The sequence below is a fragment of the Vibrio comitans genome (assembly GCA_024346835.1).
Classification (GTDB): domain Bacteria; phylum Pseudomonadota; class Gammaproteobacteria; order Enterobacterales; family Vibrionaceae; genus Vibrio; species Vibrio comitans.
Map to the genome: position 1 here is coordinate 1,511,952 of AP024866.1, position 15,620 is coordinate 1,527,571.

Genomic DNA, 15,620 nt, shown 5'->3' on the forward strand with positions numbered 1-15,620 from the left:
TACAGCCCCGTTTACACGGGGCTTTTTTTTATCGGAGGCACAATGCTCTACCGTCTTGCCAGAACTGGCTTATTTCAATTCGACGCCGAAACGGCGCACGATCTCGCAATTAACTATCTTCCAAAAATTACCGGCACTCCTCTCGATCTTTTCTATCGTCAAAAACTGCCACATCGTCCTGTTGAATGTATGGGTCTAACCTTCAGAAACCCAGTGGGTTTGGCTGCGGGTCTAGACAAAAATGCAGAATGTATTGAAGCATTTGATGCGATGGGCTTTGGTTACGTAGAAGTGGGTACAGTGACACCACGTCCTCAACCAGGTAATGATAAACCTCGTATGTTCCGCTTGTTAGAAGCGGAGGGTATCATCAACCGTATGGGCTTCAATAACCAAGGTGTTGATGCGCTAGTAGAAAATGTTAAGAAGGCTAAATTTGATTGCATTCTTGGCATTAACATAGGCAAGAATAAAGATACGCCAATCGAAGAAGGTAACAGTGACTACCTGATTTGTATGGAAAAAGTGTATCAGTATGCTGACTATATCGCGGTCAATATTTCTTCACCGAATACGCCGGATCTTCGCTCACTTCAATATGGTGAGGCGTTAGATTCACTACTAGGTGACTTAAAAGCCAAACAAGAAGAACTTAATGAGTTACACGGTAACTATGTACCTGTAGCACTTAAGATTGCTCCAGACTTGAGTGATGATGAAATTGTTCAGATCTGTGACTCACTGCGTAAGCACAGCATTGATGGTGTCATCGCCACTAACACTACGTTAGATCGTTCAATTGTTTCTGGTATGAAGCATGCCGATGAAGCAGGCGGTTTAAGTGGACGCCCAGTGCAACTTCGCAGTACTGAAGTAGTTGCTAAGCTGCACCATGAATTGGGTGATGAGATCCCAATTATTGGTGTTGGTGGTATCGATTCTTACGTTTCGGCAAAAGAAAAGATGCAAGCTGGTGCTAAGTTGGTGCAGGTTTACTCGGGCTTTATCTATAAAGGTCCAAATTTGGTTGGTGATATCGTTAAGAATCTGTAATCAATTTGCATTAAAACCAATTGTTTAGCGAATGGAAAGGGGAATTGTTTTCCCCTTTTTTTTTCGTCTCCTGTTAGTAGAATTATCGGAAAGTAACGTGGACCCTTTAAAGGGATGGTGTAGCGCCTTACTTAAACCGAGTTTAAAACAGGACAGAGTTATGCTTAAGCTAAGCGATACATGGAATTGGTACTACGATGAGGATAAATCCTCTCTGATGCTTGAGATTAGCGAAGATATGGTATTTCGCTCTGATCTCCCCCGTAAAGTTCTTATCGAATCTGCATTTACAGCACAGCCGTTTTCAGTTGAAGACGCGGACATCTATCATGTATTCCAAGACTCTGTTAAGGGCCTCCCTTTATCTATTCCAAGACAAGCTGAGCTAGTACTTAAAGCAGTAACAGTTAAGCGCTTCCATAAGCCTGTGCAGCCAAAAAGCTGGTTTTTTGAAACCCAGTCAGCAGGATATCAGCCACAGGAAGGGGAGATTGTTGAGTTGCAAAACGAATTCAATACCGGGCACTTTATGGTGGTTGAATCGTCAGAAACCGCAAGCATCGTTATATCAGTAAGCACAGAAGACTTTTATCTTACAGGGAGTAAAGTCATGTCGTTCTGTGAGCCTATCAAGGTAATGCACGACCGAATGCGCTCAGCCAATGCAATGTTCTGTCAAAGCCACATTCAAATGGTTTCGTAGCTTGCGCTAATTCGTATCATCAAACGTTAATTGCTATTCCCCAAGGTCGTTTTAGAGTCTCTCTAAAGCGGCCTTTTTCTTTGTCTAAATACCCATCAGATTGAGTATTCCAATCTCACAGTTTTTCCAATCCACCTTAATTAATCGCAATTAGTGTGAGGTTAGGTGTTGCAAGTGCACATTTTTTAAATTCTTTTTCGTGGTCATTTCTCCCATAACGTGGCATTTGAATGGGTGATTACCTATTTTATTTCCCTTTTTAGTGGCTTTTGTAAGTAACTTTCAGCCGAAAAAGCACCCTGGTATATACCAAATATAACGTGAATAAGTATTCACTAGCGGCTTGGGGCTCATTTAGTGGTAAAAAACAGAGATAAATAGCTGGACGCAGAGATAAGCATGTTGAAACTAAACCAACACAAACTAGTGCTCTAGAAATGAACAATTAGCGCTAATAAACGGAGAAATTTCGGAATTTACAATTAGAAGGGTTTATAATTAACGCCATTTTATTAGCAGCTTAGTGATTAACATGCATCAATACCTTGCGGTAACGGCCAATGGTTTAGAAAATTTATTGGTAGAAGAACTTAAGAACTTGGGAATTGAAGACCCAAAACCTGTGCAAGCAGGGGTGCGATTTAAAGCAGACTTAGAACAGATCTATAGAGCTTGTTTGTCTAGCCGCACCGCTTCTCGTTTTGTACGTGTTCTCGCGGAATTTAAATGCCAAGACGATATGGATTTATATCTGTCGTGCATGTCCGTTCGTTGGCCGAACCTTTTTGACGCAAACAAATCTATTATCGTGGACTTCAACGGTACCAACCGTGAAATACGCAATAGCCAATATGGTGCGATGAAGGTTAAAGACGCCATCGTTGATACCTTTACCAAAGCTAACTTGCCTCGACCTGAGATCAACAAAGATCGTCCAGATCTTCGTATTCATGTTCGTCTACATAGAGAAGATGCCATTTTGGGTATCGATATGGTGGGGCAAGGGCTCAACCAGCGTGGCTATCGAACAGAGGCGGGTCGTGCGCCGTTGCGTGAGACGCTAGCTGCATCGATAGTGATGAGAAGTGGTTGGGACAAGCAATCTCCGCTTATCGACCCTATGTGTGGCTCAGGCACTTTGTTGATTGAAGCTGTTATGTTGGCTGCAAATGTAGTCCCTGGTCATGCTCGCACTAGCTGGAGCTTAGAGAACCTAAAAGATTTCGATTATGCACTGTGGGCTGAAGTAAAATCTGAAGCTAAAGTCGTGGGCCGTCGTGGTATCAACAAGTTTGAAGTACCAGTGATTGGCTACGATAACGACCCTCGTGTACTAGAAACAGCGAAAAAGAATGCGGTAAGAGCGGGCATTGAAGGTTTGATTGATTTTCGTCTAGGCGATGCAACACAAATTGAAGCGCCTAAAGACGCGCCTACAGGCACGATTATTTGTAACCCTCCTTATGGTGAGCGTCTAAGTACTGAACCTGGATTGATTGCACTTTATTCTGAGTTTGGTGCACAGATGAAGGCACAATTTGGTGGTTGGAATGCGTCGATCTTCTCAAGTTCTGATGAATTGCTGAGCTGTCTTCGCATGCGCGCAGATAAGCAATATAAAGTAAATAATGGCGCCCTGAACTGTTTGCAGAAGAACTACGGCATCTCTGCGAAAGCAGCGTCTAATACGGACGCGGCAAAGACTGATGCTATTGTGGCACCAGATTTTGCAAACCGTTTGAAAAAGAACATTGGCAAAATTGGTAAATGGGCGAAGAAAGAACACCTAGATTGTTACCGAATTTACGATGCCGATCTTCCTGACTACAACGTTGCTATTGACGTATATCCAGAGCACCTTGTTATTCAAGAGTACGCGGCTCCAAAGACTATCGATCCAGAAGTGGCTAAGCGTAGGCTTACTGACATTATTCGAGCCTCTATTCAAGTCACTGGGGTAGAAGCCAATAATGTGGTGCTTAAGGTTCGTCAGAGACAAAAAGGGACCAGTCAATATCAAAAATTGGCGCAAAAATCTCATCAGATGCAAGTGAACGAATATGGTGTTCAGTTAAAAGTGAACCTGTTCGATTACTTAGACACGGGGTTATTCCTAGATCACAAACTGACTCGCCGCAAGATAGGTCAGATGGCGGCAGGGTGTGACTTCCTTAACCTATTTGCCTACACAGGCAGTGCGACCGTTCATGCCGCTGTAGGCGGCGCTAAATCAACCACTACGGTTGATATGTCTAATACTTATCTGGATTGGGCAAAAGAGAACCTAGCCATTAACGGTATCAAGGGTAAGCAGCACCAATTCGTGCAAGCGGACTGTTTACAGTGGCTTGAGACGGCGACGGGTCAGTACGATCTTATCTTTATCGATCCGCCTACATTCTCAAATTCTAAGAGAATGAAGCAAACATTTGATATTCAACGCGATCACATACAGTTGATGACACACCTAAAGAGACTGCTACGTCCTGAAGGAACAATTGTATTCTCTAACAATAAGCGCCAATTCAAAATGGATCTGGATGCGATCAAAGAATTAGGCCTTAGAGCGCAGAATATTTCTGATAAGACACTGCCACTGGACTTTGCTCGCAACAAGCACATTCACAACTGCTGGTTGGTCTCTCTAGAGAAGAATGCGTAGTGAGCGTAATCTTATACAGTACTGAAGGGTGCCATCTCTGTGAGCAAGCACATAAGCTGTTGCTCACAGTGGGGGTGGAGCCTCAAGTCGTTGATATTGCATTTGATGATGAGCTGTTTTCACGTTACGGGGTCACAATTCCCGTGGTTCATCTTGACAATTCAGAGCTTAACTGGCCCTTCAACTTACAACAATTACAACAGTGGTTAGAGAATAATGGCATTACTTACCATTCATAATGGTCAATTGGCATTCGGTGATATCCCTTTATTGGATAACGCAGACTTCCAACTTCAAGAAAAAGAGCGCGTCTGTTTAGTCGGTCGAAACGGTGCTGGTAAATCTACCTTGATGAAAGTCATCGCAGGTGACGTGCAAATGGACGATGGCCATATGCAGATCACACAAGATGTGGTTGTATCGCGTCTTGAGCAAGATCCACCAAGAAATCAAGAAGGTACGGTTCTTGATTACGTTTCACAGGGCCTAGCCGAAATAGGTAACCAGCTTAAGATCTATCAAGATCAGCTGGATCTTGTTGCTGAAGACCCTAGTGAAAAGAACATTAACCGTTTATCTAAGATCCAAGAGCAACTAGAGCACAGTGGTGCGTGGCGCTTTGAAAGCCGTATCACTAACGTATTAGAGGCTTTAGGTTTAGACGGTCATACCTTGCTAACGGACCTCTCTGGCGGTTGGCAACGTAAGGCAGCGCTCGCTCGTGCATTAGTGTGTGATCCGGACGTGTTGCTTCTTGATGAGCCTACCAACCACTTGGATGTCACAACCATTGAGTGGCTAGAGACGTTTTTGAAGGATTTTCGCGGTTCTATCATCTTTATCTCGCACGACAGAAGCTTCATACAGTCTATGGCGACTCGAATTGTCGATTTAGATAGGGGAAGACTTTCGTCATTCCCTGGCAACTACCAGCAATATCTTATTGATAAAGAAGAAGCGATACGTGTAGAAGAGGCGCAGAACGCTGAGTTTGATAAAAAGCTAGCGCAAGAAGAGACATGGATTCGCCAGGGCATTAAAGCTCGTCGTACCCGTAACGAAGGTCGTGTAAGAGCACTTAAGCAGTTACGTCGTGAGCGTAAAGAGCGCATCGAAGTTCAGGGTAAGGCCAATATTCAAATCGACGATGGTGCACGCAGTGGCAAGATTGTCTTTGAAGCGCAAAACCTTAGCTACCAGATTGATGGTCAGCAAATTGTTGACGATTTCAGCTTTACGGTGATGCGAGGCGATAAGATTGCTCTGATTGGGCCTAACGGTTGTGGTAAGAGTACTTTACTTAAACTCATGTTAGGTCAACTAGAAGCTGACTCAGGCCGCTTACACTGCGGTACTAAGCTTGAAGTGGCCTATTTTGATCAGTATCGTGAAGCTCTAGACCCAGAAAAGACAGTAATAGACAACCTTGCTGATGGTAAACAGGAAGTCATGGTTGGGGGCAGGGAACGTCACGCGCTTAGCTATCTTCAAGACTTTTTGTTCTCGCCTCGTCGTGCCCGTTCTCCGGTTAAAGCGCTGTCTGGCGGTGAGAAGAACCGCCTATTATTAGCTAGAATCTTCTTAAGATCGAACAATTTGTTGGTTCTCGATGAGCCAACCAATGATTTAGATATAGAAACTTTGGAACTTTTAGAGGATTTGCTTGCCAACTATCAGGGAACGTTACTTTTGGTGAGCCACGATCGTGAGTTTGTCGATAATACAGTAATGGCGAGTTGGATCTTTGAAGGCAATGGCCGTATCGAAGAGTTTGTTGGTGGCTACCATGACGCTCAGCAGCAACGAGCACAAGCTAAAGCCACTAGGCAGGAGTTTGTTGCGAGTACGTCTGATGTTGTGGTTAAAGAGAAAGCAACAAGTAAACCAAGTCGCAATACCAGTAAAAAGTTGTCGTATAAGTTGCAACGTGAGTTAGAATCGCTACCACAGCTTCTTGAACAACTTGAAGAACAATTAGAAGGCCTACAGGAAAGGGTTAATGACCCTGCATTTTTTGCACTTCCAGTAGAGGAAACACAGCCTGTGCTAGAGGAGCTAGCCTCCAAGGAACAGGAACTAGAAATAGCATTTGAGCGCTGGGAAGAGCTCGAAGCAATGCAGCAGGAATAAGATATTTTGAATTGCAGTCGTATCTTTAAACTTTCAGCCGTAGCCACTTTGGTTATGGCGTCTTATAGTGCAAGTGCCAATCTTTACAACGTTGAAGTGGTTGCCGTACCCGATGGTCTCGGTCTTGAGTCTTATGGCAGTGCCATTGATGAAAGTGGCAATGTTGCCGGCGATACCAAAACGGGTACTGACGGTATTCCGTTTCGTGATGAAGCGCCTTTTGGCCTTGATAACACCTTCATCTACCAAGATTTTGACGATATAGAAAGCTACTGTTATCGCCAACTAGGCTATAACAGTTGTGAGAACTGGGCTACACGTCAATGGAAAGGCATCAATGATAGTGGTGGTTTAGAGCGTGAGCGTGAAGCTTACTACTGGGGCTACACCGCGAATGCGAAAGGCTTTTCCAATGGGGCACAGTTATTTACGACTGAACCGTCTCAAGACTACCAACCAGGCGGCGGTAGTTGGGTAGCCGACTCTAACAATGTTGTTATTAACAAATTTAGTGTTGACGGAGAAGTTATGGGCACCACGAGCAGTGGCTACTATAACTTCGGCAACTATGGTCTTGCATTCCGAGAGCGTGGGTTCGTCGGAACAACGATTTTACCACCGGCCACAACCTTCAACGGTGAGACAGTAAGTACTATTGTTACTCAAATGGGTCGCACCATGGCGTTTGACTCATTCAGCTATGGTGGCGCAACATACATCGTTGGCAGTGCATCGGTTGCGCCATTTGATTATGGAGACAGCGACAAAGATTATAACGGCCGTGATGTAGGTAAGTGCTTTAGTGGGGATGCGCCGATAGCAGATCCTGGAGCAGAAGATTACTGCCAGAATTTCGCTTTTTCTACAAAGGGATTTATCTGGAGCAGTGATGGTTCAACGGGAGTATCTGTAGCCCCATGGAGTACGTCCGATACTGGGGCAACACGCGACCAAAAATCTTATATGTCTAGTGTGCGTGGCGCGGTAGTACCTGACAGTACGTTAATTGCAAATGAAGACGGCTCGGCAGCAGATCCAACTGCGTATGAAGGCAAGCCGGTTCTTGTTGGCTATAACACCTTGCGTGACGACAATAACTTGCTAATGCAGGCGGCAGTTTACTATCCAAATGATGGCTTAGACCTTACTCAAGACGACCAATGGACTTCCAAGTTTATTGCTAGAGCTTATGTAGAAGATGATGGCGATTACATTTACGCTAATACTCGTGCGACAGATATCAATAACAACTTGATGGTTATTGGTGAATCAAAGCGTAGTGGTTTCTACCCAGAAAACGGGGCAGCTGCAAACCGTATATTTGTTGCTGATGCAAATGCAGATTCGCCTTCAGCTACCTACTTATCGGAAACTGGAGAGTCTATCTTCTTTACAGGCTCGGGCGGTGAGGCCAAAGCGGTAAATAACTACAATGAAATGGTAGGTATTATCGATGCAGAAACAGCGCGTGAATACAACGGTAAGCAGCGTAGACATCGCGGCTTTATCAACCCGTATGATTTTGATGTAGGTACACACGCTACTCGTCGTGCGCTTTTCCAAAATCGTGCTTGGTGGCTTGATGACCTAACTAACGACGATGATGCTTCGGGAAACAATAACCAATACCGTATTATCGCCGCATCAGATATCAATGATAAAGGTGAAATCGCAGCAACAGCCCTGTACTGTGCCGGTGGTTATGATAATACTGGTCATAACGCATATTGTGATGGCGGAACTGGAACTGAGGAAATTGTAGCTGTTAAGTTGGTACCTACGGTTGATCTCAATTCACCTGATGCAACAGCAACCATTACACCTCGTAGTGTAGAACAAGAAGCGATAGAACGTCAGGGGGGTAGCATTGCACCGTGGATGTTAGGTTTACTTGGTCTAGTAGGCCTTCGCAGACGATATAAGAAGTAATTATTTAAGTTTTTTATAGGCGTTAAACAATTAGTTAACTCAGGACAACATCACAAATTGTGGGTTGTCCTTTTTTTCACCTTGAGAAAACGCAGTTTATAGACGAATCTTATATGGGTGCTTTGAGATTCTTTGAACGTAGATGCTTCAGCAAACTATAACAGACTGATATATCCATTACCCACGAACGAAGAAGCTTACAGCGCCCTTAGTTTGTTTATTGAAAGGTTAGAGGATTTAACTATGAAGAGACAAAAACGCGACCGTCTTGAGAGAGCACAGTCCCAAGGTTACAAAGCGGGGCTTAATGGTCGCTCGAGCGATACTTGCCCATATCAGCAAACCGATGCCAAATCACAATGGTTGGGCGGTTGGAGAGACGCGAAAGGTGACATGGAATCCGGTCTATATAAATAACCTCATCAAAACAGGCCCCATCAGGGGTCTTGTTTTAATGGCCCTAACGCACTATAACTAAATATATAAAACTAAGAATATTATATAAATAACCATTTTTGTATAAAAACAATCTAATAGGACGTGAGAGAAGGGGATAACAAAAAGCCACGACACTAGGTCATGGCTTTAGTAGAAAAGATTTGAATCAGTTTTAGAACTTAGAGGTATCTTGGAAAAGACCAACTTTAAGATCTTTAGCAACGTAAATTTCTTTACCGTCTACTAGTACGCGACCGTCAGCCATACCCATAACCAGTTTACGATTAACTACGCGCTTCATGTTGATTTCGTAGGTTACTTTCTTCGCAGTAGGAAGAATCTGGCCTGTGAATTTAACTTCACCTACACCAAGTGCACGACCTTTACCTTCGCCGCCAATCCAGCCAAGGAAGAAACCAACCAATTGCCACATTGCATCTAGACCAAGACAGCCTGGCATTACAGGGTCACCTGGGAAGTGGCAATCAAAAAACCAAAGGTCTGGAGTAATATCTAGTTCTGCAGTAATAAGACCTTTGCCAAACTCACCTTCAGTCTGTGACATTTTAGTCACGCGGTCCATCATCAGCATGTTAGGAGCTGGTAATTGAGGACCTTGAGGGCCAAATAGCTCACCACGGCTTGATGCTAATAGGTCGTCACGATCATATGAGTTTGCGATATCGCAAGGTTTTTGTTGCATTGTATTGAGTCTCCAGATTTTTTGAACCTGCATCTTATGTGATGCGGTATAGTACTTACAACTCCGATCAGTCTCTAAACAGCACTCTTTTTAAGCGATCAAGTAAACTTTCGCTGATATCGTGCTGATTGAGTCTGTCGATGCGTTCGGCGATTTTATTTAAGATGGTGTCGTCACTGTCACCACTGAAATCTTGCCCTGTAATAATAGGCAGTGCTTGATGAACGTCTTCAACGCTCCAGATATGGAACTTGCCTTGTTTAATCGCATCTACAACATCTTTGTGTAATGACAGATGTCTCAGGTTTGATTTAGGCAAGATAACACCCTGATCTCCAGTTAAACCCTGATGTGCACAGACATAGAAGAAACCTTCGATTTTCTCATTGAGGCCTCCAACAGCTTGAACGCGTCCAAATTGGTCAACTGCGCCCGTCACAGCAATGTTCTGTTTGATTTCATAACCAGATAAGGCACTCACAAATGCACACAGCTCTGCTAAAGAGGCACTATCTCCATCTACTTCACTGTACGATTGTTCGAATACAATTGAAGCCGAGTAAGGCAAAGGCTCATCGAGATCAAGTGCACTACTTAGGAAGGCCTGCATAATCATCATGCCCTTGGCATGCAAGTTTCCGCCTAGTTCTGCCTTACGCTCAACATCAGATACGTCACCATCACCAAAGTGAATAACACAGGAGATACGAGCAGGCTCACCATAGGAAACAGGATGCCCAGGGATATCAATCACTGTTAAACCATTTACCTGGCCAACCTGGCTCCCTTGGGTCTGTATCAAAACTTGACCATCAAGAATATCGTCCAGAGCTCTATTAGGAAGGTAAGATTCTCGGTAGTAGCGAGCTTCAAGTGCTGCATCTATGTGCTTGGCTTCAATAGTGTCCGAATTAGACTCTAGTGCTGCTTCTCGCAGCAAAGCGCGAATCCAAGAGGCGGAGAGTGGAGCAAAGTGTTGTTCTTCACATACGCGTGCGCCGGCAGTTAGGAAGCTGTGTATTGCCTCTGCTGACATGTCTGGCAAACCCGCGCTGCGCACAAGACTCGCCACATATCCCAAATAGATTGGAGCGGTCGTTGTATCGACGCGAATGTCCATTTCGACTTCTGTAAACATAGTGTGGGAAGACGAGAAAGCGGGGTCTAGATAATCTAGGTCAGCTAACTGATTGCGATCACCAACAATAATGAGCTTCACTGAGCTCTTAAATCGTTGCTTAGGAGAAAAACCATTCTTGCTTGCTGCGACTCTAGCAACGTCTTCGCCAGCCAGTAGTGCACGAATTGCCAACAAAGTTGTAGGCTGAGACAGCACCGCATTGGCAGAAATAATCAGATAACCATCAGTGTGCTTTTCAAACAAGCCTACTGAGGATTGTACATCACCAGAATCAGTGACAATGTAACTTCCTAATAGCTCTTCTGCTACAATGGACTCCGTATGGTGAACAGACTTTTCTGTTAACCGAGAAAGGATAGAGGCGACATCTTTCTTCACCGACACGGTATCAGAGCCGTTGATTGCCAACAAAGGCGCATCATCTGCTAGAGCTACAAATCGCCTTAGACTAGCGTCTAGTCGAGGCTGCAATGAGATAAAAGGGGCTTCTTGGTATTGAAACAGAGATAGACCAGAGTCTATAACTTGATCGTGCTGTGGAGTTGCGAGTTGCCAATCTATCGATTTCATAAAAACTTACTAAAATATACTATCTGCTTAGTATACCTAAGCTATTAACAGATAACCCGAAAAATAGTGTACTTGATGCATTTCGGTGCGCCTAATTTAGACTTGGTTACATCAAATTGTGCTTTACGACAAATATGCAAGGTCTTTGCATTGTCAAATTGAACGACTAGGGTTACGCTGTCACTGTATGTCTTAAATTTAAATGGACTTAGATTAACAATCATGAAATATCAACAACTTGAAAACCTAGAATGCGGTTGGAAGTGGAACTACTTAGTTAAAAAATGGAAAGAAGGTGAGAAAGTCACTCGTCATCTTGACAGCAGTGCTGACGCTGCAGCAGTAGAGTTACTCCGTGCTATCGAACATGAACCCGTTCAAGTGTTGGAGTGGATTGATAATCACATGTCTCTTGAGTTAGACAACAAACTCAAACAAGCCATAAGGGCTAAACGAAAGCGTCATTTCAACGCAGAACAAGTGCACACTCGAAAAAAATCCATCGATTTGGATTATCGAGTTTGGGAAAAACTCTCTCATAGAGCCAATGAACTGGGTTGTACATTATCTGATGCCATTGAGTATCTACTTAGTGAAGCTCAGCGCAGTGAAAAAGCCAACGAAAAGGTAAACTTGCTCAAAGAAGACCTCAGCAAACTGTTATCAGACTAATACGCACTCAATGTAGGAGGCATTAATGTTATATGTCATTTTGATCGCGGCAGCGCTTATCTTTGCGATCGTACTTTACGATAAACCGAAAATGAAGCTAACGTTTAAAGAAGGCGAAGTTAGCTCACACACAGGGCAAGTAGACAAATCGTTTCTTCACAAGTGCAAAGACATTGCTCGTAAAAATCCATTCAGTGGAACGATGAAGGTTTATAAGTCTAGAGAGCAATTCAGAGTTAAATTTTCTAAGAGCGTACCCAATAAAACACGCCACATTTTACGTAGCGCGTTGCCAGGCGCGAAAAATCACGCTCATAAGCGCTAGAGGCGGGATTTAAGCTCTATATCTGCTATCCACTAAGCTTTAATTTAAGTGCATATTATGTATATTATGTTAAATAAGGTTTTATGAGTAGGTGTTTAGCCCCTATAACTCGTCCCTCTCTTATCCTTAGTTCTCTTTTTACACTGTGAGACTTTGCGCAGTTGTTTATGCGTTAAGAACTTTTCTGAGTCTCGATAAGTTCTAATTGTTGAATCGACCAAAACACCCGTTCGTGCATTGCTTCGAGACGTTTGAACAGGCCTCATTCTTTTGCATAGTCCTGCATCTAGCTATCAGAAACTAACAAGCCAAGTCTCATCAACTTGGCTTTAAAAAATGAACTGTCTTGATTATCTCACTCAGACTTACTCGATAAGTTTCACTTCTCTAATTTTGAAGTCTGCAAAGTAAACCTCATCATGGTCCTGGTTTAATAGATGTTCAGATTTAAGCGAACGATAAATACCCCATTTAGGCCTTACAAAATTTCCATCACGTCCATCTAACCCTGAGCGCCACATTTCTATGTTGCTCTCATTAATTTCAATCATTGGCTTAGATTCACCCAGCGGCGTTAACGTCATGTATAGATTCCCAGACTCTTTATAATCAACACGCACAAAGGCTTCAATCCATTGCCCTGCAATATCATGTGCCCAATCTACATCATTCATCTTAGTTGTATGAATCAGTGTGTTGTTTTCTGTACCCGTGCGATCCTTGTTGTAATGCACGTGTCTTACTTCTAGGCCACTTTGATTATTGCGTACATTAGCAGTAATTGTGAGTAACGGACTGCTTGTACTGACAAAGTCCTCGCTATTCTTCTCAGCAACAGATTTCAACTGAAATAGATGGGTAAAATGCTTGGTTACTTTAAGGTTATCATCGATTTTGAATTTCCAACTGTACTCAAAGGTCGTGCCTAGATAGCCTTTTAATTTATCGGGCGATTTATCATAGGCTTTTATCTCATTTCTCTGACGATCAACGCGTCCTTTATCACGGTCACCATCTTCAAAATGCATAATAAATTTAAAGTGGTTACCAATCACTTCGTCGTATTCTTCAACAATATGTCTGCCACCATCGGGGTCGTTGTTTGAATAGAGATCTGGTGCTTCAATAGTGCCTTTACCCAAGATACTTTCGATTAATGCATAGGTTTCCATGCCTTGTGGACCGTCTGAATTAAGCTCTGTAGAGCTAATGACTCTATATCGACCGGATTCATCGATTGGGTAATCGGCGTATTGATTGGGATTATTCGACTCGGGAGAGTTAACGCTGCTTGTTCCACAGCCACTTAAGGCCAGCACAATGGTACTAGCAACAATAGTTCTTAACATAAGGGCACTTTTTAGAGTATGAGATAGATATGAAATAGAAATCAAAGATATCATTGCAGCAGTCCATCTAGTCTTATCATATTTAAAGAGTGTTACACGACTTGCATTTTCTGTGCTTCATATTATTTGAAACACGATCCAAGTCTAAAATGGCGCCTATCAAGCTATTAGCAGCTTAAGCTCCATATTCCGGGACACTAAAAGAATATTTACAGCATTCAGAGTTATTTTAGTGGTTCTATTATCTACCAAAGCACGTTTAGTTATAGTGCATTAAGGTTTATAAAGGATGTGTTAACTACTACAAATCAACACTCTACAACTAAACATTACTCCTTTATAATCACTCACTTGCTCTTCATTACGGGAATACCTGTGTCTCTTACACGCAATCACTACCTAGCTCTAGGTGGAATATTACTGCTCGCTGCCAATTTACGTGGTCCCTTTACAAGTTTGGCCCCTTTGCTTGATCAGATCATGGAAGAGTTGCACCTAAGCTCCACGATTCTAGGAATGCTTTCTTCGTTACCACTGCTCTCTTTCGCCTTAATTTCACCATTAGCTTTGACCGTGCTCACTCGATTTGGCTTAAAGAAGAGCGTTTGCCTCGCACTATTTTCTATCTTCTTTGGGGTGTGTTTACGCTCATTTGGAAGTGTTGCAACCTTATACTTAGGCACTGTGTTCATTGGCGCAGGTATCGCTATTGGTAATGTTCTTTTGCCTGTAGCCGTTAAGATGAACTTTCCAACACGTATCGCCGTGATGACGTCCCTATATACCTTTACCATGGGAATTGGCTCGACACTTTCTTCTGCTTCTATGGTTCCGTTGTCACACCTAACAGTAAGTCCTCTAACTGGTTGGCAATTTGCACTCTTGTTTAATTTGTTATTTGTGACTTTAGCTTTGGTTTTCTGGTTTCGAACTAAAGAAACCAAGGGGCAAAATAGTCAGCATAGAGGAGTAAGCATCAAGCAGCTTCTTAGTAGCGGCATAGCATGGCAGGTAACATTAGCACTTGGATTAAACTCATTTACTTTCTATTCATTTGCCAGTTGGCTTCCCAAGATTCTGCTAGACCAAGGTATGACAGAAGTAGAAGCTGGGTATATATACGGGTTGTTGCAGTTTGCGACAATCTGGCCCGGTCTTGTACTCATCCCCTTCCTATCAAGACTTAAAAGCACCAAAGTTCTATTTTTGTTCACCGCAATAGGCACCGTAGCAGCTACATTTGGACTGATCTGGCTACCAAGCATCGCCATTTTCTGGACCCTTATGTTTGGTTTTTGCAACTGTTCTACCTTTGTTATCGGTTTATCGTTTGTTGGTCTAAGAAGTAACAATGCCTCTCAAGCAGCGGCTTTATCCGCAATGTCTCAAAGCTTCGGTTACGGAATTGCAACAATGGGACCACCGCTTCTTGGTTACTTGCACCAAGTTACCGGAAATTGGAATGCTTCTTTAATGGTGATAGCGATCGCAGGTGGGTTTTGTGCATTATTCGGAGCGTTAAGCGCAAGAGATGTAAAGATGAGCCTACCGTCGTAGATAACGTGCTAGATATCACTTATCGTTAACATTTACCCGCAGCGCTTGCTCGTAATTTCTTACAATAAAAGTAAACTGACTGCTACTATCAACCGCAATAAACTCTGAAATATGATGGCTTTCTCCCTGATATTCTACGAAGTCGTCGTTTTCAGGTTTTGACATCCTAGTCACACGGAATGCTGTCTTTTCAGCGTCCAATTCAAGCAAATAGTCGCTACTGTTGAACTCAAATCGACACGAATCCACCGCTATACAACTAGTTTCACTCATTGAATTGTTATCACTATGTTCAATTGTTCGCCAAGTGAAGGCAGCGATAAGCACAGCAAATGTCACAATAATTTGAATTAAACGCCCTTTGGTCAATTTTTCTGCGGCCATTAAA

General features: G+C 43.1%; 14 protein-coding genes. 10 read left to right on the forward strand and 4 right to left on the reverse strand.

Features of this window, described 5'->3' with window-relative positions:
- Positions 1-42 precede the first annotated feature (42 nt).
- From pyrD to rmf, 7 genes are all read left to right on the forward strand, one after another.
- The gene (gene pyrD / locus OCU46_RS06835; protein ID WP_141271314.1) at positions 43-1,053 is read left to right on the forward strand and encodes a quinone-dependent dihydroorotate dehydrogenase; all 1,011 of its coding nucleotides are present in this window, start codon (positions 43-45) and stop codon (positions 1,051-1,053) included.
- Positions 1,054-1,213: 160 nt separating this feature from the next.
- Entirely contained in the window at positions 1,214-1,756 is a 543-nt protein-coding gene (locus tag OCU46_RS06840) for a cell division protein ZapC (RefSeq protein ID WP_141271315.1), read from the forward strand.
- Between the two features lie 532 nt (positions 1,757-2,288).
- Entirely contained in the window at positions 2,289-4,418 is a 2,130-nt protein-coding gene (rlmKL, locus tag OCU46_RS06845) for a bifunctional 23S rRNA (guanine(2069)-N(7))-methyltransferase RlmK/23S rRNA (guanine(2445)-N(2))-methyltransferase RlmL (protein ID WP_141271316.1), read from the forward strand.
- Entirely contained in the window at positions 4,418-4,657 is a 240-nt protein-coding gene (locus OCU46_RS06850; RefSeq protein WP_141271317.1) for a glutaredoxin family protein, read from the forward strand. Before rlmKL ends, OCU46_RS06850 begins: the two co-directional genes overlap by 1 nt.
- On the forward strand, positions 4,635-6,548 hold the full coding sequence (locus OCU46_RS06855) for an ABC transporter ATP-binding protein (protein ID WP_141271318.1): 1,914 nt from the start codon (positions 4,635-4,637) through the stop codon (positions 6,546-6,548). The genes OCU46_RS06850 and OCU46_RS06855 overlap by 23 nt, the downstream gene beginning before the upstream one ends.
- Before the next feature lie 6 nt (positions 6,549-6,554).
- Complete coding sequence (locus OCU46_RS06860) at positions 6,555-8,477, forward strand: DUF3466 family protein (RefSeq protein WP_141271319.1); 1,923 nt, start codon at positions 6,555-6,557, stop codon at positions 8,475-8,477.
- A 243-nt stretch (positions 8,478-8,720) separates the two neighbouring features.
- Entirely contained in the window at positions 8,721-8,894 is a 174-nt protein-coding gene (gene rmf, locus OCU46_RS06865) for a ribosome modulation factor (protein WP_026012689.1), read from the forward strand.
- Between the two features lie 193 nt (positions 8,895-9,087).
- On the opposite strand, the gene fabA is transcribed toward rmf, so the two are convergent.
- Both fabA and OCU46_RS06875 read right to left on the reverse strand, forming a co-directional pair.
- The gene (gene fabA / locus OCU46_RS06870; protein ID WP_017028980.1) at positions 9,088-9,618 is read right to left on the reverse strand and encodes a bifunctional 3-hydroxydecanoyl-ACP dehydratase/trans-2-decenoyl-ACP isomerase; all 531 of its coding nucleotides are present in this window, start codon (positions 9,616-9,618) and stop codon (positions 9,088-9,090) included.
- A gap of 67 nt (positions 9,619-9,685) precedes the next feature.
- Positions 9,686-11,329, reverse strand: a complete 1,644-nt coding sequence (locus OCU46_RS06875) for a S16 family serine protease (RefSeq protein WP_141271320.1) — start codon at positions 11,327-11,329, stop codon at positions 9,686-9,688.
- Positions 11,330-11,551: 222 nt separating this feature from the next.
- Between OCU46_RS06875 and matP the strand changes: the two genes are divergently transcribed.
- Positions 11,552-12,001, forward strand: a complete 450-nt coding sequence (gene matP, locus OCU46_RS06880; RefSeq protein WP_102334929.1) for a macrodomain Ter protein MatP — start codon at positions 11,552-11,554, stop codon at positions 11,999-12,001.
- A gap of 25 nt (positions 12,002-12,026) precedes the next feature.
- Positions 12,027-12,326: a DUF3634 family protein gene (locus tag OCU46_RS06885; RefSeq protein WP_141271321.1), complete on the forward strand. Its 300-nt coding sequence runs from the start codon at positions 12,027-12,029 to the stop codon at positions 12,324-12,326.
- A gap of 365 nt (positions 12,327-12,691) precedes the next feature.
- Here the strand turns inward: OCU46_RS06885 and OCU46_RS06890 are convergent, their stop codons facing one another.
- The gene (locus OCU46_RS06890) at positions 12,692-13,675 is read right to left on the reverse strand and encodes a polysaccharide lyase family protein (RefSeq protein WP_141271322.1); all 984 of its coding nucleotides are present in this window, start codon (positions 13,673-13,675) and stop codon (positions 12,692-12,694) included.
- 375 nt (positions 13,676-14,050) lie between these two features.
- On the opposite strand from OCU46_RS06890, the gene OCU46_RS06895 reads away from it, so the two are divergent.
- Positions 14,051-15,232: an MFS transporter gene (locus OCU46_RS06895; protein WP_141271323.1), complete on the forward strand. Its 1,182-nt coding sequence runs from the start codon at positions 14,051-14,053 to the stop codon at positions 15,230-15,232.
- 15 nt (positions 15,233-15,247) lie between these two features.
- On the opposite strand, the gene OCU46_RS06900 is transcribed toward OCU46_RS06895, so the two are convergent.
- Positions 15,248-15,616, reverse strand: a complete 369-nt coding sequence (locus OCU46_RS06900; protein WP_141271324.1) for a hypothetical protein — start codon at positions 15,614-15,616, stop codon at positions 15,248-15,250.
- Between the last annotated feature and the right edge of the window lie 4 nt (positions 15,617-15,620).

Coding starts and splice junctions, on each gene's coding strand:
- pyrD (WP_141271314.1), top strand. CDS start 43: ATGCTCTACCGTCTTGCCAGAACTGGCTTATTTCAATTCGACGCCGAA.
- OCU46_RS06840 (WP_141271315.1), top strand. CDS start 1,214: ATGCTTAAGCTAAGCGATACATGGAATTGGTACTACGATGAGGATAAA.
- rlmKL (WP_141271316.1), top strand. CDS start 2,289: ATGCATCAATACCTTGCGGTAACGGCCAATGGTTTAGAAAATTTATTG.
- OCU46_RS06855 (WP_141271318.1), top strand. CDS start 4,635: ATGGCATTACTTACCATTCATAATGGTCAATTGGCATTCGGTGATATC.
- rmf (WP_026012689.1), top strand. CDS start 8,721: ATGAAGAGACAAAAACGCGACCGTCTTGAGAGAGCACAGTCCCAAGGT.
- fabA (WP_017028980.1), bottom strand. CDS start 9,618: ATGCAACAAAAACCTTGCGATATCGCAAACTCATATGATCGTGACGAC.
- OCU46_RS06875 (WP_141271320.1), bottom strand. CDS start 11,329: ATGAAATCGATAGATTGGCAACTCGCAACTCCACAGCACGATCAAGTT.
- matP (WP_102334929.1), top strand. CDS start 11,552: ATGAAATATCAACAACTTGAAAACCTAGAATGCGGTTGGAAGTGGAAC.
- OCU46_RS06885 (WP_141271321.1), top strand. CDS start 12,027: ATGTTATATGTCATTTTGATCGCGGCAGCGCTTATCTTTGCGATCGTA.
- OCU46_RS06890 (WP_141271322.1), bottom strand. CDS start 13,675: ATGTTAAGAACTATTGTTGCTAGTACCATTGTGCTGGCCTTAAGTGGC.
- OCU46_RS06900 (WP_141271324.1), bottom strand. CDS start 15,616: ATGGCCGCAGAAAAATTGACCAAAGGGCGTTTAATTCAAATTATTGTG.